Origin of the sequence: Telluria antibiotica, from assembly GCF_011682055.1 — a bacterium.
Lineage (GTDB): Bacteria > Pseudomonadota > Gammaproteobacteria > Burkholderiales > Burkholderiaceae_D > Telluria > Telluria antibiotica.
The window spans coordinates 25,820-46,581 of the sequence record NZ_JAAQOM010000018.1; the positions used below are offsets into that span (position 1 = coordinate 25,820).

Annotated in this window: 17 protein-coding genes; 1 reads left to right on the top strand and 16 read right to left on the bottom strand. The window is 63.6% G+C overall.

Features of this window, described 5'->3' with window-relative positions; all coding sequences use genetic code 11:
- Positions 1-29: 29 nt before the first annotated feature.
- From HAV22_RS25035 to HAV22_RS25085, 11 genes are all read right to left on the bottom strand, one after another.
- The gene (locus HAV22_RS25035; protein WP_229421408.1) at positions 30-1,745 is read right to left on the bottom strand and encodes a GMC family oxidoreductase; all 1,716 of its coding nucleotides are present in this window, start codon (positions 1,743-1,745) and stop codon (positions 30-32) included.
- A 187-nt stretch (positions 1,746-1,932) separates the two neighbouring features.
- On the bottom strand, positions 1,933-2,943 hold the full coding sequence (locus tag HAV22_RS25040) for an AraC family transcriptional regulator (RefSeq protein WP_166862971.1): 1,011 nt from the start codon (positions 2,941-2,943) through the stop codon (positions 1,933-1,935).
- A gap of 38 nt (positions 2,944-2,981) precedes the next feature.
- A complete protein-coding gene (locus tag HAV22_RS25045) occupies positions 2,982-4,088 on the bottom strand; it encodes a porin (RefSeq protein ID WP_166862973.1) in 1,107 nt (368 codons plus the stop codon).
- Positions 4,089-4,158: 70 nt separating this feature from the next.
- Complete coding sequence (maiA, locus tag HAV22_RS25050) at positions 4,159-4,797, bottom strand: maleylacetoacetate isomerase (RefSeq protein ID WP_166862975.1); 639 nt, start codon at positions 4,795-4,797, stop codon at positions 4,159-4,161.
- A gap of 22 nt (positions 4,798-4,819) precedes the next feature.
- Positions 4,820-6,202: an MFS transporter gene (locus HAV22_RS25055; protein ID WP_166862977.1), complete on the bottom strand. Its 1,383-nt coding sequence runs from the start codon at positions 6,200-6,202 to the stop codon at positions 4,820-4,822.
- 95 nt (positions 6,203-6,297) lie between these two features.
- Positions 6,298-6,612 (bottom strand): non-heme iron oxygenase ferredoxin subunit, encoded by a 315-nt coding sequence (locus tag HAV22_RS25060; RefSeq protein WP_166862979.1) that lies wholly within the window; start codon positions 6,610-6,612, stop codon positions 6,298-6,300.
- A 16-nt stretch (positions 6,613-6,628) separates the two neighbouring features.
- Complete coding sequence (locus HAV22_RS25065) at positions 6,629-7,111, bottom strand: aromatic-ring-hydroxylating dioxygenase subunit beta (protein WP_166862981.1); 483 nt, start codon at positions 7,109-7,111, stop codon at positions 6,629-6,631.
- Positions 7,112-8,377 (bottom strand): aromatic ring-hydroxylating dioxygenase subunit alpha, encoded by a 1,266-nt coding sequence (locus HAV22_RS25070; RefSeq protein WP_166862983.1) that lies wholly within the window; start codon positions 8,375-8,377, stop codon positions 7,112-7,114.
- A 31-nt stretch (positions 8,378-8,408) separates the two neighbouring features.
- Positions 8,409-9,107, bottom strand: a complete 699-nt coding sequence (locus tag HAV22_RS25075) for a fumarylacetoacetate hydrolase family protein (protein WP_166862985.1) — start codon at positions 9,105-9,107, stop codon at positions 8,409-8,411.
- Positions 9,108-9,128: 21 nt separating this feature from the next.
- A complete protein-coding gene (gene gtdA / locus HAV22_RS25080; RefSeq protein WP_166862987.1) occupies positions 9,129-10,193 on the bottom strand; it encodes a gentisate 1,2-dioxygenase in 1,065 nt (354 codons plus the stop codon).
- Positions 10,194-10,209: 16 nt separating this feature from the next.
- Complete coding sequence (locus HAV22_RS25085; RefSeq protein ID WP_166862989.1) at positions 10,210-11,196, bottom strand: 2Fe-2S iron-sulfur cluster-binding protein; 987 nt, start codon at positions 11,194-11,196, stop codon at positions 10,210-10,212.
- 112 nt (positions 11,197-11,308) lie between these two features.
- Between HAV22_RS25085 and HAV22_RS25090 the strand changes: the two genes are divergently transcribed.
- Entirely contained in the window at positions 11,309-12,295 is a 987-nt protein-coding gene (locus HAV22_RS25090; protein WP_166863153.1) for a LysR family transcriptional regulator, read from the top strand.
- A gap of 192 nt (positions 12,296-12,487) precedes the next feature.
- On the opposite strand, the gene HAV22_RS25095 is transcribed toward HAV22_RS25090, so the two are convergent.
- The 5 genes from HAV22_RS25095 to HAV22_RS25115 all read right to left on the bottom strand — a co-directional run bounded on the left by HAV22_RS25095 (position 12,488) and on the right by HAV22_RS25115 (position 20,648).
- Positions 12,488-13,699: an alpha/beta hydrolase-fold protein gene (locus tag HAV22_RS25095; protein ID WP_166862991.1), complete on the bottom strand. Its 1,212-nt coding sequence runs from the start codon at positions 13,697-13,699 to the stop codon at positions 12,488-12,490.
- Between the two features lie 194 nt (positions 13,700-13,893).
- Positions 13,894-16,035 (bottom strand): TonB-dependent receptor, encoded by a 2,142-nt coding sequence (locus HAV22_RS25100; protein WP_166862993.1) that lies wholly within the window; start codon positions 16,033-16,035, stop codon positions 13,894-13,896.
- Between the two features lie 458 nt (positions 16,036-16,493).
- Complete coding sequence (locus HAV22_RS25105; protein ID WP_166862995.1) at positions 16,494-18,023, bottom strand: MFS transporter; 1,530 nt, start codon at positions 18,021-18,023, stop codon at positions 16,494-16,496.
- A 7-nt stretch (positions 18,024-18,030) separates the two neighbouring features.
- Positions 18,031-19,218 (bottom strand): HlyD family secretion protein, encoded by a 1,188-nt coding sequence (locus HAV22_RS25110; RefSeq protein ID WP_166862997.1) that lies wholly within the window; start codon positions 19,216-19,218, stop codon positions 18,031-18,033.
- Between the two features lie 23 nt (positions 19,219-19,241).
- On the bottom strand, positions 19,242-20,648 hold the full coding sequence (locus tag HAV22_RS25115; RefSeq protein ID WP_208296369.1) for an efflux transporter outer membrane subunit: 1,407 nt from the start codon (positions 20,646-20,648) through the stop codon (positions 19,242-19,244).
- Between the last annotated feature and the right edge of the window lie 114 nt (positions 20,649-20,762).

Here is a 20,762-nt window from a genome sequence, read left to right on the forward strand (position 1 = left end):
GGTCTCCGTGATTGAATTAAGGTTGGAGGTCAGGCTTCGGACTTCAGGATTTCGGCCATCCGTTCGCCGATGAGGACGCAGGTCGCCATCGTCGCGACGGACACGATCTGCGGCATGATCGAGCTGTCCGCGATGCGCAGCTTCTTCACGCCGTTCACGCGCAGTTTGCCGTCGACCACGGCCCGGTCATCCTTGCCCATGCGGCACGTGCCGCTCTCGTGAAAATATGTCGTGGCGCCGTTGCGGATGAAGTCCGTCATCTCCTTGCCGGTCAGTTTCCTGGTGGGTGCGACCTCGCGCCGCGACAGTTTGCGCAGCGGTTCGGCGTTGCCGATTTCGCGGCACATCTCGATCCCCACGGCCAGCGCCTTAACGTCGTCGGGATGGCTGAGGAAGTTCGCATGCACGAGCGGACGGTCCGACGCCTTCGCCGAACGCAGCGCGACATGGCCGCGGCTCTTGGGCTTGACGAGACCGGCGCACAGCGCCCAGCTGTTGGCAGGCGGACGGTAGTCCTTGGCGACCACTTCGCTGGCATACGGCAGTTCGATCTGCACCAGGTTCAGGTCAGGCGCCCCGGCCCGGCCGCTGGCGCTCTGCATGAAGCCCGACGCCTCGGCACCGCTGTTGCGCAGTGCCGGCGAGCCTTCGGCTTCCCACAGGCAGCCGCCGTGCAGGATGTGGTCTTGGAAGTTGCGCCCGACTTCGGGGGAATGGTGGACCGTCCGGATGCCATGCTTCTTCAGCTCCTGCTGGTCGCCGATCCCGCTCAGCATCAGCAGCTTGGGGGTGTTGATGCCACCGGTGGCCAGGATGACTTCGCGGCCTGCCTTGATCCGTACAGGTTTGCCGTCGCGGACGATCTCGACGCCTTCGACCGCGTTGCCGGAGAGGCTGAGGCGATCAACGTGGGTATTCACGAGCAGCGTGACGTTCTTCTGGCCGAGCACCGGATAGAGATAGGCCTTGGCCAGGTTGTAACGCTGTCCATCCTTGATGATCTGGTTCATCAGCGCGAAGCCCGAGTCGCGCTCCTCGCGCAGGCCGTTCAGGTCGTCGAGGACAGGCAGGCCGAGCGCTGCACAGGCGTCCAGCATGGCGGGCGCCAGCGGGGATGGGTCATGCGCCGCCTGCACCCACACCGGGCCGCCCTGCCCGCGGTAGCGCGCGTCCGGCTTGCCCTGCCAGTTTTCGACGCGGCGGAAGATGGACAACGCGTGCTCGTAACTCCAGCCCGGGTCGCCGCTTGCCTCGACCCAGCCGTCGAGGTCCTTCTTGAACGGGCGCGCCCAGATCGTCGCATTGATGCTGCTGCCGCCACCGACGACGCGCCCCATATGTTCGGGGATCGCCCGGCCATTGACGTGCGGCGAACGTACCGCCACGTCTCCCCAATCGCGTTCGGTGCCGAGATTGGTGAACCAGACCCGGGGGTCGGCCACGGACGGCGCGGTGTCCCAGTCCCCAGCCTCGATCACCAGGATCTTCACGTCGGGATCGGCAGCCAGCCGGTTGACGAGCGCGCACCCGGCGCTGCCCGTGCCGCATACGATATAGTCGTAGCTGTCCAGGAGCGTCCTGGCCCGCTCGGCCTGGTTGGCGCGGATGCCGTCGAGGGTGTCCGCGAGGGCGGTGACGCCACTCCCGAGCATCCCGGCCGCGCCCAGGTAACGAATGAAATCGCGCCGGTTGACGCGTCCCTTGATCAGGGATGCTTCCAGCGATGCCAGCAATTGGTCTTTCAACACGGTCTCCTCCTGTTATTGTGTTTGCGTGCCTTGCGAGCGGATGCCGCCCCCGTTCCCGGGCATGGACCAGCCATCCGCTTCGTATGTCAGCTTAGGCCGGCCCCACCGCTGCGTCTCGCGGAAAAAGGCCATCGATGACGGATACTTGCCAGAATCGAGCGGCCGGTAATGCACCCGATATCGCTCAACACAAGGCACGGCTGCGCTGGCGCGTGTCGGAAGGCGTCTCGCCGAAGCACTCCCGGTATTTGCGGTTGAACTCGCCCAAATGACGGCAACCCCAGTGGTAGGCGATGTCGGCAATGGTCCTCCCGGCCGATTGCGTCCGCAGAAGTTCGGCGCGGATGCGCTGCAGGCGCAGCTTCTGCACGTACTGCATCGGACTGGTATCGCAGGACTGCTGAAAGGCGCGGGCAAGCGATCGAATGCTGCATCCTGCGGCGGCAGCGATTTCACCGAGCGTGATGTCGGTATCGAGATGCTCGTTGATGTAGTCGACGGCCAGGCGGAACTGGCGCGGCGACACGGGACGGACCTTGGCACTGAACCTCGCATGGTAGTTGTGCGGCTGGATGCTCAACAGGGTGAGCATCAGCATCTCTTCGATGCCTGCGGTTTCGAGCCGGCTCGGCTGCATGGCGTCGGTGGCGTTGACCGACGCTAGGACGAACCGCAGCAGCGCAGTCCACCGTTGCGCCGCCTCGGGCCGCGCCATGACGTTGTCGAAGCGCAGCGGCGTATCGGGCAGGCAGTCATACATGTTCACGCACGCCTGTTCGACCCGTCCGCGCTCGAAGCGCAACTTGAGCACCTCGGTATCCGTGTCGTAGTGAAATACCGGACGGTCCTCCGGCTGGGAAATGAACGTGGCGCCGGCGGTGGCGCCGAAGATCCGGCCGCCGACCGCCATGCCCGCCCTTCCTCCGACCGCTGTCGTGACCAGGATGGCGCCATCGAGTCCGCGCGGCTCGATCTCGACGTTCGCGCCAAAACTGAAGGTCGACAATGCGACCTTTCCGCATTGCGCGGCGCGGACCCGTATCAGTGGCGCGCCCGCTCCGCCGGTGCCACCCGGCCTTGCCTTGAACGGCCCCTGCAGTCGTTCGATGACGGAGGTCGCTTCGCGCAGGTCGGGCGTCGCCACCGTAACGAACCGATCGGATAACAGCAGGTTTGTTTCAATATCGCCCATCATGACGTCGCTCCTTGACGAACCGCCCAGCCGGGCGTGGATCAAAACGTATGCCGGATCCCGGTCATGATCCCGTTTTGTGCCCGTCCAGGCGCGACCGTCCCGCCCGCATCCAGGGCGATCGCCGCCTTGCCCTGGTTGTCCATGCGGCCGATGGCGCCATAGACGGCGGTGCGCTTCGAGAACGCATAGGTCAGGCGCGCGACGAGCATCGTCGAGTCGTCGGCCGAGCCTTTCACGTTCTTGCGCGCCACCTGGGCGTCCAGCGTCAGCGCGGCGCCAAACGGCTGGCTCACGCCGAGGTAGTAGAGGTCCGACTCGACGAGTCCGCTCGCAGCATCGGTCTTGCGATCCATGACGCCGCCGCCCACCTTGGTCCGGCCGAGCATCACATAGCCGTTGAGCGTGATGCGCCGGTCGGAGCGGCCGCTGCCGGTAAGCCCGAACGCGGCGCCGGTACCGCCGTACAGCTTGTCGTAGGACGCCGTGACGCCGTAGCGCTGCGTGTCATAACCGAACAGGCCGGTAAATTGACGGCAGGCGCGCGCGTCGCCGGCGACCTCGCCCGGGCAGTTGGTCGCCGCCGGACCGCCCGCCGCCGAAGCATCGCGACCGAAGCTGTAGGTCGCACCGACGGTGACTTCCTTGAACGTGCCCATGTAGGCGATCGCGTTGTCGCTGCGGGCATTGGGGATGTACAGGTCGATGCTGCTGATCGAGAACAGGTTCGGCCCCAGCACGTCGCTCTTGAGCATCGAGTAGAACGTCATGTTCGGCACGCGGCCCAGTTGCAGCATGCCCCAGTCGCCTTTCAGCCCGACCCAGGCCTGGCGCCCGAACAGGCGCCCGCCCTGGCTTGGCGTGCCGACGTCCGGATTGAAGCCATTCTCGAGCGCGAAGACGGCGGACAGGCCATTGCCCAGGTCTTCCGATCCGCGGAAACCGAGGCGCGACGGGACGCTGCCGGTCAGCGTCGGCATCTTCGTCATGCCGTGTCCGGCCGCGTCCACGTTGTCGGTGTGGGCGATGGCGGCATCGACGATGCCGTAGACAGTGATGTTGGTCTGGGCGGATGCCGTGCCGGCGCACAGGCCGGCCACCAGGGCGGTCGCGAGCGCGCCGCGCCCTTTGGCTGCAACGTGGTTCATTGTGTCTCCTGCTTGTTGTAATGTTCTGTACCCGCCGCGGTGCCGCGGCGGGTCGGTACGACGGGGCTGCTTATGCGACGTAGTCAGGCTGGTTCTGCGGTGCCGCCTGGATGAACGCCGGCTGGGCCATGCAATGCTCGTACACCGCGCGCACGCGGGCGAAGCGCGACAGGTCGCATCCCATGCGCAGCGCGTTCGCCACCTGCGGGACGAGGCAGCAGTCGGCCAGCGTCGGCGCGTCGCCAACGCAATAGGCACTTGCCGGCAGCTTCGCCAGCAGGCTCTCCACGGCGCCCAGGCCCTCGTCGACCCAGTGCTGGTACCAGGCCGCCTTGTCCGCTTCACTGACGTCCAGCTTGCCGGTCAGGTATTTCAGCACGCGGATGTTGTTGATTGGATGGATTTCGCAGGCGATGGTCTGGGCGATCTCGAGCGCGCGCGCGCGCGCCAGCGCATCTTCCGGCACCAGGCGGGGCGCCGGATAACGCTGGTCGAGGTAGTCGATGATCGCGAGCGATTGCGTCAGCGTGACGTCGCCGTCGACCAGGACGGGCACGATGCCGGCCGGGCTCAGCGCGCGGTACGCATCCTTGCCCTGCTCGCCGCCGCGCAGGTTGACGCCGGCATAGTCGTACGGAAGGCCCTTCAGCGCCAGGGCGATGCGCACGCGGAACGACGTGGAACTGTTGAAGAAGCTGTAGAGTTTCATATTTCTGGTCAGTAGAAGGAAATTAGTGGGATACCGGCATGGATGCCGCGCCCCCGCCTGTTGCGGAGGCTGCATCCGTGGCCGGCCGGGGATAACGCTTGAACATCGCGAAGATCGCGATCGAGGCCAACAGTGCGGGTATCGCCAGCAACAGGATGATGGTCGAGAATCCCAGGCCGGCGCCCAGCAGCGCGCCGCCCATCATCGACCCGAGGATCGCGCCGCAGCGGCCAACGCCCAGGGCCCAGCTCACGCCGGTCACCCGGTTGCTGGTCGGGTAGAACGCGGCCGCCAGCGCGTTCGCGCCGATCTGGGAACCGCTGACGCAGAAGCCCACGCCGGCGACGGCTAGGTTCAGGATCACGAGGTCGGTATAGTTGAAGCTGATGATTGCAATGAATGCGATCGCCGACAGGTAGGCGACCGCCAGCACGCGGTAAGGATTGAAGCGGTCCATCAGGCGCCCGAGGACGATGGCGCCGACAGTGCCCCCGACCTGGTACATGGCCGAAACCAGCGCGGCCTTGGCGATCGGGAAGCCAGCCTCCTTGAACAGCGTCGGCAGCCAGTTGGTGAGCAGGTAGACGATCAGCAGGCTCATGAAGAATGCCGCCCACAGCGCCAGCGTGCCAAACGCGAGCGGCGTGGCGAACAGCTGCGCGACCGGCGAACGGCGCACCGCGGCCGGCGGTTCCGGGATGAAGAAACCCGCGCCGGCCAGTTTTGCCTGCGGCGCGATATGGCGCAGCGTCGCTTCGATCTGGCGGCTGCCCGGGCGCCGCAAGACGAGAAAGCGGACCGATTCCGGCAGCAGGAAGTAGAACAGTACCGCGCAGGCAACTGGCACATAGCCACCGAGTAGCAGCATGCTGCGCCATCCGTATGCCGGGATCATGTGCGCGGCGAGCGCGCCGCCCAGGCCGGATCCGAGCGTGAAGCCACAGAACATGATCGTCACGACCGTCGACTTGCTGCGCTGGGGCGAATACTCGGACGTGAGCGTGATCGCATTCGGCATCGCGCCACCAAGCCCGAGTCCGGTCAGGAAGCGGAACAGGGTCAGCGTGAACAGCGAGTCGGTGTATGCGGACGCCAGGCTCCAGATACCGAAGAACAGCACGGACAACACGAGAATGGTCTTCCTGCCGATACGGTCGCCCAGCGGCCCCGCAAGGAACGACCCGAACGCCAGGCCGACCAGGCCGGCCGACAGCAGCGGGGCGAGCTGCTGGGGCAGCAAATGCCATTCGGTGCGCAACGAGGGCGCGATGAAGCCGATGATCGCCGTATCGAATCCATCGATGGCGATGATGACGAAGCAGAGGAAAGCGATGAGGAACTGGTAGCGCGAAAAGCGCCCGGAATCGATCAGTTGTTGAACATCGACTTGGTGCGTGACGGACATGATGTCTCCTGTGGTTGTTGTAAGCGGATGCGGTCTTGTGCCGCCTTCCGTGAGCCGGACCCGGAGGCTGCGCCCCGGGTCCGTTGAAACCGGTGTCAGCCGAGATCCACGAACACTCGCCCGTCCTCGATCTTTACGGGGTACGTGCGCACGGCCTCGGTGACCGGCTCGCACATCGGATGGCCGTTGCGGATGTCGAATTTCCCCTGATGCAGCGGGCATTCGATTTCAAAGCCATCCAGGAACCCGTCGCACAGGCGCGCGTTCCCATGGGTGCAGAGGTTGTCGGTCACGTAGACCTGGCCATCGACGCTGTAGAGCGCCAGGTCCTTGCCCGCGGTCTGGACGCCCATCACGTCCTCGTCGGGCACATCGTCCAGTGCGCTGACATCGGTCCAGTTGTTTGCCATGATTGTCACCTTTGCGTTAAATCGGATAAATCAACGAGTTCGGGATCATCTCGGTGTCGTAGATGCACAGCCGGGATTCGAACTTCAGGCCGTCCGCCGTCACGCGCACCCGGTCCAGGTAGCGGCCGACGTTGAACACCGTGCTCTCCTGGCTCAGCTTGGTGCGGAACACCGCGTAGTTCGCCTCCGCCTCGATCACGTCGCCCTCGCGCCGCAGAATGCGGGGCAGGCCGACCACGTGGCGCTGGTAGTACGGGTCGTGGAACAAGGTCTCCTTGATGCCGTAGACCCGGTCCTTCAACATGCCGCGGCTCAGCAGCGCCAGCGTCGACAGCGGAAAACCGCGCTCGTAGTTCTCGCGGGGCTGCACCTTGTACTCGCAGTCCTCGGTGAAGAAACCGACCCAGCGGTCCCAGTCCTGCGCGTCCACCGTGGCGGCATAGTCGGCATACAGCTGGGCCAGCGCCAGGTAATTCTGGAAGTCGTCGTTCGCGCTCATTCAATCCTCCATGACCTTGCGCCAGTACTCGTACATCCCGCGGATCAGGGATTCCGTGACCATGTGGTCAGTGTTCTCCACCTCGTAGCCGCCGAGCTCCGCAACCGCGCGATGGAATGGCTTCTGCTCGAATCCGTATTGCGACAGCTCGATCACCTCGCCGTCGTCCGCCGACACGAAGCCGGCCGGACCGAACAGGTTGGCCTGGATAAGGCGGCGCTGCGTCATTTCCTCGGTGTCGTCCTCGAACCCGAAATGCGTCCACACGAAATCGAACGATCCGTGGCCGTCCGGCTGGATGTGGCGCGTCGATACACTGTTGACCTGCTGCTGGAAGATCACGCTCGGGAACACGGTCATCATCACCGCGGTCGGGCCGCCCCACCATTCCTCGGGCACGATGTCGAGCAGGCGCTTGTCCTGGATCTCCATGCCTTCCTTGAAACTGGTGACGCCAGCCGTCACATCCGATTTCGCGCCCCCCGTGCCGCGGGTCGAGATCATGGCCGCGTGACGGTGAAGCTCGTCCATCACCAGCTGCGACTTGTTATCGGCGCGCCACAGCCCATAAGTCACGAACCAGGTATGCAACAGGCCGGGGTGATACGGATCCTTGATGTTTTCCTGCATCAGCTTCCAGTTGCCCGGGATACGCTGGCGGTTGTAGCCGAGGATCTTGAGCTTGCGGCCGTTGAACAGGCGATCGAAGTAATTCAGGATCGTCGGACCGAGATAGTCTTCCAGCGGCTCCACGTCGTGGTCGAACGAGGCGAACACCACGCCGCCGCGGGTCGCGACCTTGAGCTTGGTAAGGCCGTGTTCCTCGGGCTTGAACTCCTTCGGCATCCCGCCCTGCACCTTGCCATCCTGCTTGACGCCACGGCGGAACGGCACGCCCTGCAGGTCGCCATTCAGCTTGTAGTTCCACTGGTGGTAGGGGCAGACGAATTCTTTCTTGTTGCCGTGACGCTCGCGGCAGAACTGCATGCCGCGGTGTGCGCACACGTTCTCGACCACGTTGACGGCGCCGTCCGCGCCGCGCACCATGATCACCGAGCGTTCGCCGATGACCGTGCGCTTGAAGTCGCCGGATTCCGGGATCTCGGCTTCCAGGCCCACGTAGCACCAGTGGCCGTGGTAGAACAGGCGCTCCAGCTCGCGCTTGTAGACCTGGTCATCCGTGTACACCGAGAACGGGATGCGGCTGCTGCTTTCTTTGGATTCCCACTCCGGACGGATCGGGAATACGACAGGAATGTCTCCCATGTCTGTCTCCTTTTGTATCAGACGGAACGTTTCAGCCCGCAACCCGCACGCGGATCTCGCCCAGCCCCGCGACGGTACCGACCATCAGGTCGCCCGGCTTCACGGCGTTCACGCCCTCCGGGGTGCCGGTCATGATGATGTCGCCCGGTTCCAGGGTCTCGTATTCGGACAGGAAGGCGATCGACTCCGCCACCGACCAGATCAGCTTGGCGATGTCGGAATGCTGGCGGGGCTCGCCGTTGACGGTTACGGCGATCGCGCCTTCGCTGACATGCCCGACGTCGGCGGCCTTGTGGATCGGACCGATCGGCGCCGATTTCGCGAACGACTTGCCGAACTCCCAGGGACGGCCCTTGTCGCGCGCTTCCAGCTGCACGTCGCGGCGCGTCATGTCCAGGCCGACGGCGTAGCCATAGACGTGTTCGAGCGCCTTCTCGACCGGGATGTCGGCGCCGCCCGTGCCGATGGCGACCACGAGCTCGATCTCGTGGTGGAAGTTGGCGGTCTTCGGCGGATACGGAATCGTCACTTCGTCCGTACCTGCGACGACGACGGCGTTGGCCGGTTTCATGAAGAAGAATGGCGGATCGCGATCCGGGTCCTTGCCCATCTCGCGCGCGTGCGCCGCGTAGTTGCGGCCGACGCAGAAGATGCGGTTGACCGGAAACTGCTCGTCGCTGCCGGCGACCGGCAGGGTGTACACGGGTGCCGGGGATACTGCGTATTTCATGGTGTTCTCCAATGAGGGGGATTACTGCATTTTTTCTTCGCGCCACAGGCCGATTGCCTGCTGCATCGGACGGTCCGAGAAGCTGAACAGGATCGTCCGGTCGTTGGCCTGCAGCCGCAGCGTGTGCCAGGACGGGACCACGAACACGTCGTTCGGGCCGAAGGTATAGGTGTCGTCGCCGATCTGCGCGCTGCCCTCGCCTTCCAGGCACACGTAGACGGTCGCATCGGTGCTGCGGTATGGCGCGGTGGCGAAACCGGCCGGCAGCAACTGCGCGAAGGCGCCGATCGTCGGCATCGGCGAGGCGCCGGTGGCAGGGTTCACGTAGCGCAGCTTGTGGCCGAAGTGGGCGTCGGGCGCCGTACGCGCGATGCCTTCCAGTGCTTCCTTCGTCTGGCTGAACGGATAGACGAACACCTTGGTAGGGTCCGCCGCCGTCTGCTGCAGGTCCATCGGGACCATGTTGTGGCCGTAGCGCGCCAGCGAGTCGCCTTCAGGGCGCGACGTCTGCTGCGACGCCTCGCTCCCATGTTCGGCGAAGCCGGCGTCGAAGAAGCGCAGGGTCGGGATATCCAGGCCGTCGAGCCACACGACGGGCTGGTCGCCGAGATTGCCGTGGTCATGCCAGGTCCAGGACGGGGTGATGATGAAGTCGCCGCGCCGCATCGTCGTGCGCTCGCCATCCACCGCCGTGTACGCGCCCTCGCCGTCCAGCACCAGGCGCAGCGCCGACTGCGTATGACGGTGCGCCGGCGCGACTTCGCCCGGCATGATCAGCTGCAGGCCGGCGTAGAGCGTCTGCGTGATCGACGAATTGCCGCGCAGCGCAGGGTTCTCGAGAACCAGCACGCGACGTTCGGCCTCTTCCGCCGTGATCAGGCGTCCTGCCTCCATGACCTGTTCGCGCACTTCGGCGTAGCGCCACAGCGCGGGCACGACCGGGGTCTTCGGCGATTTCGGCACGAGCGCGCCCAGCACTTCCCACAACGGCGTAAGGTTATGGCGGCTGATGCGGCGGTAGAATTCGGCACGTTGTTCCTTCACGCCAGCCTGTGCAGCCAGGGTCCCACTTCCTTGCATGTCCATTCGTTTCTCCTCTAGGTCAGGCCGTTTTCGCGTAGAACGCGTCGGCGTAGATATGATTCGTGTCGATGCCGCGCTCGCGCGCCACCAACGTGGCCGCATCCACCATCGGGGGAGCGCCGCACAGGTAGGCACGCCATCCGGCCAGCGAACTCCAGTCCGCAGCCACCGCCTCGGTCACGATGCCGCTGCGCAAAGCCGGATCGTCGCTGCCCTCCGTCACGACGACATGCACTTTCAGGTTGGCGTAGCGCTCGGCCAGGCCAGCCAGCGTGTCGGTGCAGTAGATGTCGCGTTCGCTGCGCACGCCGAAATACACGTGGATGTCGTTGCGCATTCCCGACTCGAGCGCGCCGCGTACGATGGACAGGACCGGTGCCAGGCCCGTTCCGCCGGCCACGCACAGCATTGGCCCTTCGTGTTTGGTGCGCAAATAAGAGGTGCCGAGCGGGCCGCTGACGCGGACCGTGTCACCCACTTTCAACTCGCGATCGACGTAACCGCTCACCAGGCCATCCTTCACGACGCGGATGTGGAATTCCAGTTCGTCGTCGCCAGGCAGGCCGGCCATGGAATACGGACGCACATGCGCCGGCGTGAACTGCAGGGTCGCGTATTGGCCCGGCGAGTATTCGAGGGGTTTGGCAGTACGCAGCCGCAGGCGCACGATGTCATGGGTTACCCGATCGACCGCGCTGACGGTGGCTTTCAGGATCTTGGCGGGGTGATTGATGACCTCGTCCGGCTCCGGAATTTCGATGGTGCAGTCGCCGGTGACGATGCTGGTGCAGGCAAGAACGTACTGACCGCCCTCTGCATCGATGACATGGCCCGGGTTGACGGTGTCGGCAACGTTGCCCGCGATGACCTTGCAACGGCAGGTACCGCAGCGACCGGCAGTGCAGCTATACGAAATGGGAATATCGTGCTCGCGCAGTACGGCCAGAAGGTTGGCGCCCGGGGTCGCGGAGATGACGCGGTCGAGCGGCTGGATATGCAACTTCATGCTGTCTCCAAAAAACTTATATCTCGTTCTTGGATTTGATTATAGGAAGCGGAGTAAAATAAAAATACAAAATCCGGTGAATCCACAAAATAGATTTGGTGAATGAAGCATGTTGAACCTGCGTGAAATCGACCTCAACCTGCTCGTCGTCTTCCAGCAGCTGTACAAGGAGAGACGGGTCTCGGTAGTGGCGGACAACCTGGGGCTGACCCAGCCGGCTGTCAGCAATGCGCTCGGCCGCTTACGGAAGATGATGGGAGACGAGTTGTTTCTGCGCAGCGCGCGTGGCATGGAGCCGACGCCGTACGCGAGCCAGTTGGCGGAGCCGATCGACTTCGCCCTGACGACGATCCGCGACACCCTGGAGCGCCAGCTGGAATTCGATCCCGCTGCAAGCGAGCGGCGGTTCACCATCGCCATGACCGACCTGGGAGAGATTCATTTCCTGCCGCGGTTGATGCGCCGGCTGGCGGAGCTCGCACCGGGGGTAACGATCAGCACGGTACGCAACACGGCCGTCAACCTCAGCGACGAATTGGAATCCGGCCGCGTGGACATCGCCATCGGCCTGCTGCCGCAGCTGAAAGCCGGATTTTTCCAGCGCAACCTGTTCCGCCAGCGCTACGTGTGCATCTTCAGGGAGGGGCATGCGCTGGACAAGGACGCGCTGACGCTGCAGGACTTCGAGGAAGCCCAGCACGTCGTCGTGGTCGCAGGCGGGACCGGCCACGCCATCGTCGACGAGGTCATCGCCAAGCGCGGCATCAAGCGCAACGTCCGGCTCAGCGTTCCCCACTTCGTTGCGCTGGGCCACATCCTGTCAAATACCGATCTGATCGCCACGGTGCCCGAGCGCTATGTACGTGAAGGCATGGCGCCGTTCAAGCTGCGTTATCTGCCGCATCCGGTACCCCTGCCCGAGTTCGACGTCAACCTGTTCTGGCATGCGAAATTCCATAAGGAGCCTGGCAGCCAGTGGCTGCGCAACGTGATCGCCGATCTTTCGGTCGCTCAGGGCGTCGGCACGGCGCCGGCGGCGCAGCCAGGATTCAGGAGCGATGCCAATATTTCGGCGATCAATACCCCAAAGGTATCCTGATGATATTTCACCGGTATTCGACAAGACATTGTTTTCCCAATACGCTGCGCTAATCTGACGAGTCGATCAGAGCAGCTAAGCAGCGCTATCGACCGCCGACTAAAAAAGTACGACCCGGCTGGCAGGCCGGGCAAGATTAAACAAACGACGCAGATCGCCGCTCGCGTCCGCGCTACCGGGCATTGTCAGATTTCAGTGCGGCTTCTGATCCCCGGCGCGAAAAAGGCGAGTCAGCATATCGACCAGCGATATCCGCCAAAAACCCCACTCATGTGAGAATCCGGGCATCTCGATCGCTTTCACATTGATTCCTTTCGTCGCCAATGCCGCTTGCAGCGCTCGCTGTTGCGGCAGGAGTCGGTCCTTTTCGCCGATCACCATCGTAAACAGGCTCAACTTGGCGTTGGCGTCCTGAGTCAAATCCGGTAGATTGGCGATCAGCTTGACGGCATCGATTTCCATTGGCAGGCGAAATACCGCAGGAATATTCGGGTCGGTCGGCTTGGATGCTTCGATTCCCGCGCCAGGAATAATCATGTAACCCCCACTCATGCTTTCCACCCATGCAAATTTATCCAAATGGTGAAATGCGGCCCAGAAGGCGTGTGCGCCGCCCATGGAGAGGCCGGCGATAGCCCGATGAGTCCTGTCCGGTAACGTGCGGTAGGTACGATCGACGAATGGGATCAGATCGGTCACGATGCTTTCCGGAAACTCTGTGCTCATGAATGACCCCTGCGGCACGCTCTCCTCAACGATATCTGGCGAAGCGCTCTGCGTCGCATTGCCGTTGGGCATGACGACAATCATCGGAACCATTCGCCCTTCCGCGATAAGGTTATCGAGAATCTGTGACGCCCGTCCATTGCTCGACCAGGCATCCTCGTCGCCAAATCCGCCGTGCAGCAAATACAGCACCGGGTAGCGTACAGCGCCATCTTCATAGCCTGGAGGGGTGTAGATATAAGTGCGCCTCTGAAGCTTCAAGGAGGGTGATTTGTACCAAATTTGCGATACCGTCCCGTGGGGAACCGCCTGCACGGCGTATAGCCCGGATTTAGCGCCGGGCACAATGAACGTATTGCTAATTCTCCTCCCATCACGCTGACTGTGGGCATTAAGCGGATCAAGAGCAGCCACGCCATCGATATAAAAATTATAGGCGTAGATCTCCGGCGGCAGCGGTCCAGCGGTCCCGGACCAGCGACCGCTTGCATCCTTGGCCATGGTCACCGTGACCGGTTCGTAGGGATTGGGGAAGCTTCCCCGCACCACAACATTGGATGCCTGCGGAGCGCACAAGCGGAACGTCACACGCCCATCCGGCATAACGGTTGGCGAAACAAGTGCCTCCATTCCCCCCGACGGCGCGGTGGGTTTCGTGCAATCGCTGGCGTCCTTCAACGGCGCCGCGTTACACCCAATTGCCCAGAACGCCCCCGAGATCATAATTACTACAGATATTTTCCGCATTTTGATCTTTCCTTGTTGATGGTCCGATTGCAACCACGTTGATTCACTACGACTAAGCGACAGCGCCACTATCGCAGCGACCGCAGCCGACCTCGTATGGTCGGCCTCGGCGCCATAAATGCAGGTTAGAAGTAGGTACTTAGACGCACACCCGCAGTACGGGGCGTGCCCAGGCCGGCCACGGCAGGAAAACCGGCAAATGATGCGCCGTAACTCGTCATGATGGTTTTGTTTTCGATATTGCGCACATACCCTTGCAACATCCATTTGTCGCCCGACGGCGAATATGTCACGTTCGCATCGCTCATGTGGTAGGCGCCTTGGGTAAACTGCTGGGCATTGCCATAATCGTTGATCACATACGAGGCCGAGTAGCGCGTGCCGATCGTGCCGCTAAGGGTTGCGCCATTGTCCAGGTTCAGATTGTGGGTATAGCCCAGAGCGACCGTGAACTTGGGCGACTTCGCCAGGCTACGGCCCTCCCAATCGACAGTAGTTTTCGGCTTGTAGGACTTGAAATGGGCATCCAGATAAGTAGCCGCGAAATTAATCTTTCCATTATTGCTGACCATGTACTTGCCTTCGACCTCGGCACCGGTAACGCTGGCCTTGGCAGCATTCAGCGTTTGCGAGGCGGAGGCGCCGGTTGACGGATCAACTCCGACCGCGGTCAGTTGCAGGTCCTTATAGTCATACAAGAACATATCGGCACTGAGCTGCAGATGGTTGTCGAGGAAGCGTCCCTTGATGCCAACTTCAAGCGATGTCAGGTGCTCGGGGTCATACTTCAGGAACGGATTGGTCGCCCCGGTACCATCGTTGAAGCCGCCCGCCTTGTAGCCGGTTGCCAGCGTGGTGTACAACATCGTGTTTTTCGACGGAGCGTAGTCGACGCCGACTCGGCCAGTGGTTTGCGCATACGAGACGGCGGCGTCGTTAATGGTAGTAACGAGGACAGGATCACCGATGATGGTACGCCCCTTGCGCGACTTGTCGTCGCTGGTGCGACGCAAGCCGGCCGTCAGGTGCAGCTCAGGCGTCAAGCTATAGGTCGCTTCACCGAACGCTGCCTTGGACTGCGCGATGGTCGGATCTTGAACGAATCTCAGAACGCCAAACTGCGGGAAATTTATCAGGCGGCCATCGATCGCCGATTCCTCTTTGAACCAGTACAGGCCGCCGATCGTTTTCCAGGCGCCGAAGGACGACGCCAGCCGCAGTTCATGCGAGGTTTGGCTGAAGCTGCTCACATTGGAGCCAGTAGTGCTGACGACGTCCGGCACCAACTGTCCAGTTGCGGAAACAATATCGAGGGAGAGGTTGCGGTGTGCAACCTGATACGTAAAATCGCCTGCACCCGTACGCGCCTTGAACTCGGCATTCGAACCGCGCGCCTTGTCATTGTGACTGCTTGGGCCAGATGGCGTCGCGGTGCGCTGCGCTTCTCCGGACTTGCTGACGAATGTGGTGTAGGGAACGCTGCCCGGGCCAGCACCTTTGAGCGTACTTGCATCGGCACTCACCAGAAGTGACAGGTCAGGATTAAATTTGAACAAGCCTTGAATCCGACCGGAAAGAGTGTCGTCGTCGTCCTGGTTCGCGGACAAGTTCTGGGTCGACCGCAGATAGCCATCGTGCTTGCTGCGGGAGACTGCGGCGCGGACCGACAGGATGTTGTTGATCTTGCTGTTGAGCATGCCGTCGAGTTTGATTGAATTGTAGTTGCCAAACTCGACGGAGGCACTGCTTTCGAAGTGATCGACCGGCTTATTGGTGATCAGATTGATCGCGCCGGCCGTCGCGTTGCGGCCGTACAGGGTCCCCTGAGGGCCGCGCAGCACCTCGACGCGCTCCAGATCGTAAAACGCCAGGCCGGCCGACTGCGGCCGGGCCAGGTTGACTCCGTCCACGTTGAACGAGGCCGACGGATCGCCCTTTTCCGTCGTGTCAGCGCTGGAGACGCCGCGAATAGTAATTACGGTCGCGCCACCATTATTTGAAATCTGTACGTTCGGCACCAAGTTCGTCAGGCTCGCGGCATTGACTGCGCCCGCTGCTTTGAGTTCCTCGCCCGACAACACGCTCAAGGAGAGCGGGGTCTTCGAGGCCGGCTGGGCGACCCTTTGCGCCGTCACAATCACTTCTTGGATGGTGTTGGGAACCTCGGCGGGACCCGTTTGCGCCAGCGCCCCCCCGCACTGAATTGCCAGAAAGGCGGTGACCGCCGATGCAGTCGCGGTTTTTTTAAAGCTTATTTGCTGCAACATTTTCGTCCCCTAATTAAACTAAATACTATTTTTTTATGTGCCAGTAATGCCACTACTGTGATCACGCATCCGACCGTTAACTGTTGACGTTGAACACCTCATATCGTAGTGATTGCACGTCGGCATGGATTTGCAAAAGGAACTCCCCCTGCTCTTCCTGCCTGCGTGTACGACGAAGATTGGCGTCTCGACACGAAAAAGTCATGAAGGAGTTGCGAAAAATTCCTAATTAGTCATCGCAGCTGCCTATTGCCGGGGGACCTGCCGGTCAAGAAGTGTTTTCCGGATAGGGGGCCCACCCACGTTCCGGAGTCGACGGCCACGGCGCGATGGCGCACTTATCGGCTGATCAGGTGGGGATGGTGGAGGAGCATCGTAACGGCACCGCTGACCGTCGCGGCGCGCAAGGGCGAGAAAGGGCCGCCGCCAGATCGCAGGCAACCCTTTGCAGGAACGATTTACTTCAGTACGCGCTGCGCGAGCATGATTCCCGCCCCCGCGAGACCGACGTAGCCAAGCAGCCAGAAATAATCGAGACCGGCGAGCAGCGTCGCCTGCTGGCCCAGCGACTGTGCCAGGCTGGCCGCCGCCACGGCGGCCGGCTGGGCGGCGCCATGCCGGGACAACGATTCCGTCAACGCATGCAATGCCTGGCCATAGGCGGGGTCACCAGCCATGAAGCGTCCATTCAATACCGTGTAGTGCGATGCAGTACGCGCCTGCAGGCCAGCGGTCGCGAGCGCGATGCCAAGACTCGACCCGAACTGCGCCAGCATGTTCTTGACCTGCTGGGCGTGCGAGAACACGGTCTCATGGTGCTGGACCTCGCGAAACGTGTGCATCGCCGTGGTGGCCAGTACCAGCATGACGAACACGCCATAGCATGCCAGCGCGGGCACGAAATCGCTCCACAGGTTGGCATCCGGGCTCAGGCTTGCGACCCGCCAACCGAAGACTGCCAATGCGAGGAAGCCGACGAGATAGTACTGTTTCGGCGCCGGCCGCTTCGGTACGACAAAGGCCATGAATGCCCAGGTCAGCACCGTTGCGCCCAGTCCCGTCGCCTGCACGGGCCCGATCGTCGCCCATGCATAGCCCAAGCCACGCTGCAGGACAGCCGGCATGATGTAGTTGGTGGCGCCCATCAGGGTGTAGCAGAACGTGAACAAGGCTACGCCGGTGAGATAGCGCGTGTTGCGCAGCTCGCGCAGGTGCAGCAGCGGACGGTCGCCCGCGTGCATGGCGCGCACGAAATAGCCCAGGGCAAGCATGCCAAGCCCGGCCGCTCCCAGCAGCATGGCCGCGTCGCTGTAGAAATCGTAGTACGAGCGCTGGAAGGCGTACAGCAGGAAAAAACTGCCGGCGACCAGCGCCATCAGCAGGACGGGATGCGACTGGGTGCGCAGTTCATACGGCGGTACCGCCGCGGGCAGGCATAGGCACGCGAGCAAGGCGATCAGGACCGCAAGCCCGATCAGCAACACAAAGATCCATTGCCAGCCGTCGTTCGATACCGCCACCGACGCCAGGAACGGCCCGCTGGCACTGCCCAGTGCGAGGGCGGTGGCGAAGAACCGGATGCCGGTGAAGCGCGATGGACTCGGCGGAAACAGGTTGACCAGCAGCCGGGACGACGTCATGAAGGTGCCGCCGCCCAGCGCCATCACGATCCGTCCCGCCATGAATTGCGCGGTGGTCTCGCTGGACGCGCATACGGCCGCGCCGCAGATGAAGACCGCGAGCGAGCACAGCACGAACCGGCGCCAGCCGAGGCGTTCGGCCAGCCAGCGCTGCTTGCAGATGGCGGCCACCGCGACGCAGGCATACAGGGCGCTGATCAGGCTGAACTCCTCGGGCGCCGCCCCGATCTCGCCCATGATCGGCCCCGCGCCGAAGGCGATCATGCCGCTCTGCAGGTATTCGGTGCCGGTCAACAGGAAGATCGTCAGCAGCAACAGGCGCGGATGCTTCGGAGGCAGGATCTCCATGACAGGACTACCTGCGGACGAGCGCCGGCGCGGCGCCACTGCCCGGCACATTGGCGGCGATGATGCGCGCCACCAGCTCGTCGGCTTCGTTGCCCTCCCGTGCGAACACCTCCGTACGATACGACTGGAGCGGTGCCTTGCCGGGGGTCAGGCGCGGCCAGTCGCGGCGGTGCGTGTCCACGCTGGCGCGCATCGAGAGGCCCAGCTGCAGCGGATGGCGCGCGACTTCGTGCGGGTCCAGCGCGATACGCACGGGGACCCGCTGAACCACCTTGATCCAGTTGCCGGTGGCGTTCTGCGCCGGCATCAGCGAAAACGCGCTGCCGGTACCGGCCTCCTCGCCGACGACGGTCCCGTGGTAGACGACATCCTTGCCGTAGGCGTCCGCCGTGACGAGCACGGGCTGGCCGCTGCGCAGGTGGCGCAACTGGGATTCCTTGAAGTTGGCGGTGATCCAGACCGTGTCCATCGGCACGATGGCCATCAGCGCGGTGCCGGCGGCGACCCGCTGGCCGACCTGGACGTTGCGGCGCGCCACCATGCCCGAGATCGGCGCGGGCACCGATGTGCGGACGGTAGCGATGTAGGCATCCTTGACCTGGGCCACCGCACCCATCACGTCGGGGTGGCTGGCGACCGACGTGCCGTCGACGAACGCATGGTTGGCCGCGTACTGCTGTTCGCTCGACGCCAATGCGGCACGCGCCGTGCGAACGGCTTCGCGCGCATGCTCGAGGTCCTCACCCGAGATCGCACCGGACTGCACGAGCTGCGAGCGACGGTCGAAGTCGGCCTGCACTTTGCTCAGTTCGGCCCGGCGCAGCGCGACGTTGGCATCCATCTGGGACGCCGACGCGACCTGGGCACGCACCTGGCGCACCGTCCGGGCCAGCACTGCTTCGCTGCGTTCGAGCGCGAGGCGAGCGTCCACCTCGTTGAGGCGGACCAGTTCCTGTCCGGCGGCGACCCGGTCGGTGTTGTCGGCGGCAATCGCCGTGACCGTCCCGGCGATCTGGGTCGTCACCTGCACCAGGTTGCCTTCCACGTAAGCGTCTTCCGTCACTTCACGGTACTGCGCAGCCGTCATCCAGTACGTGCCGTAGCCGGCCGCCGCCAGCACGACAGCGCCGGCAAGCGCGGCTGCCACGCGTTTGTCGGCGCGCTCGACCGGGTGTTTCGTATCTTGTTGAGTCATCGTGTGGTTATCTTCCTAATCGGTCAGGCATGGTCCGGCAGACCGCCGCCCAGCGCGCGCGCCAGGCCGACGTCCAGTTCGATGGCACGCATGTCGAGATCGGTTTCGAGACGTTGCGCAGCCAGCAGCTGCGTTTGCGCGGCCAGCACCTGGAGGTAATTGCCGACCCCGGCGCGGTAGCGCTGGAGCGCCAGGTCGTATGCCTGCTGCGCGGTCAGCACGGCCTCGCGCTGCTGCGTCCGCTCTTCCTCGAGCCAGCGCAGCGAGACGAGCTGGTTGACGACGTCGCGCACCGCGTCGATGACGGTCGCGTTGTATTGCTCCACCGCGATGTCATATTCCGCGTTGCGTGCGGCCAGCGCGCTGCGCAGGCGGCCTGCGTCGAAGATCGGCAGCGTCAGGGCGGGCCCGATGCCGGAAATGCGGCTGCCGGTCGTAAACCATTCGGCAAAGCCGAGCCGCTGCACACCGAGCAAGGCGGTCAGGCTGATGTTCGGGTAGAACTGGTCGCGCGCCACGTCGATGTCCTTGCCCGCCGCTTCGGCGCGCCAGCGCTGGGCCACCACGTCCGGACGCCGGCCGATGAGTTCCGCCGGCAGTGCGCTCGGCAACAGCGCCGGCCCGGCCTCCTTGAGCCGGGGCTGTGCCAACGCCAGCCCGCGATCCGGCCCCTGCCCCGCCAGCGCGGCCAGCTCGTTACGAGCCAGCGCGATGGCCTCGTTGAGCTGGGCGATCTGGACCCGCGCCGCCGGCACTTGCGACTGCGCCTGCTTCAGTTCCATGTCCGAGTCGATCCTCGCCGCCACCCGCTGGCGGGTCAGCGCGACTACTTGTTCGCGTTGCTTCAGGGTGGCCTCGGCAATGTCAAGCTGGCGCCAGGCCTGCTCAAGCCTTACGTAACTGCGCAGGATCCCGGTGACGAGTACCAGCCGGGCCGCATAGGCATCGACTTCGCTCGCGCGTTCGAGTCCGACGGCCGCCTCGATCGCGGCCTCATGCTTGCCCCAGAAGTCAAATTCGTAGGTGAAATTAAGCGACGCTTCGTTGACCCACTTCCAGCTTCCGGCGACCGGCGGTGGCGTGGTGCCGTGCTCGCTGAACTGCTGGCGGTTGCTGCGCACGGCGGCGCCGACCTGCGGGCCTGCCGCCGCTTCCGTGGCGCCGGCGTATGCGGCCGCCTGCCGTACACGCGCCTCTGCCACGCGCAAGTTCGGGCTGTGGGCAAGCGCCTCGGCGACCAGGGCGTCGAGCTGCGGATCGCCGTAGCGCCGCCACCAGTCGGCGGTGGGCCACGCGGCGGCGGACAGTTGCGCCGGTGCCAGGCTCGCGCTCGCTGCCAAGGTCGACGCGTCCGTTCGCTGCGCGCTGGTATGCAGGCCGTGCGGACTCGCGCAGGCCGCCAGGACAGCGGCCAGGCAGAGTGTCCCCATGCTGTTCAGACAGGATCTCATCATCAAATCTAATTGCCTAGGCAAATATAACAAGAAAAAAATCGGGCGGGTTGCCCGGTCACGAAGGCGTTGATATTACTTGCTTAGGCAAGC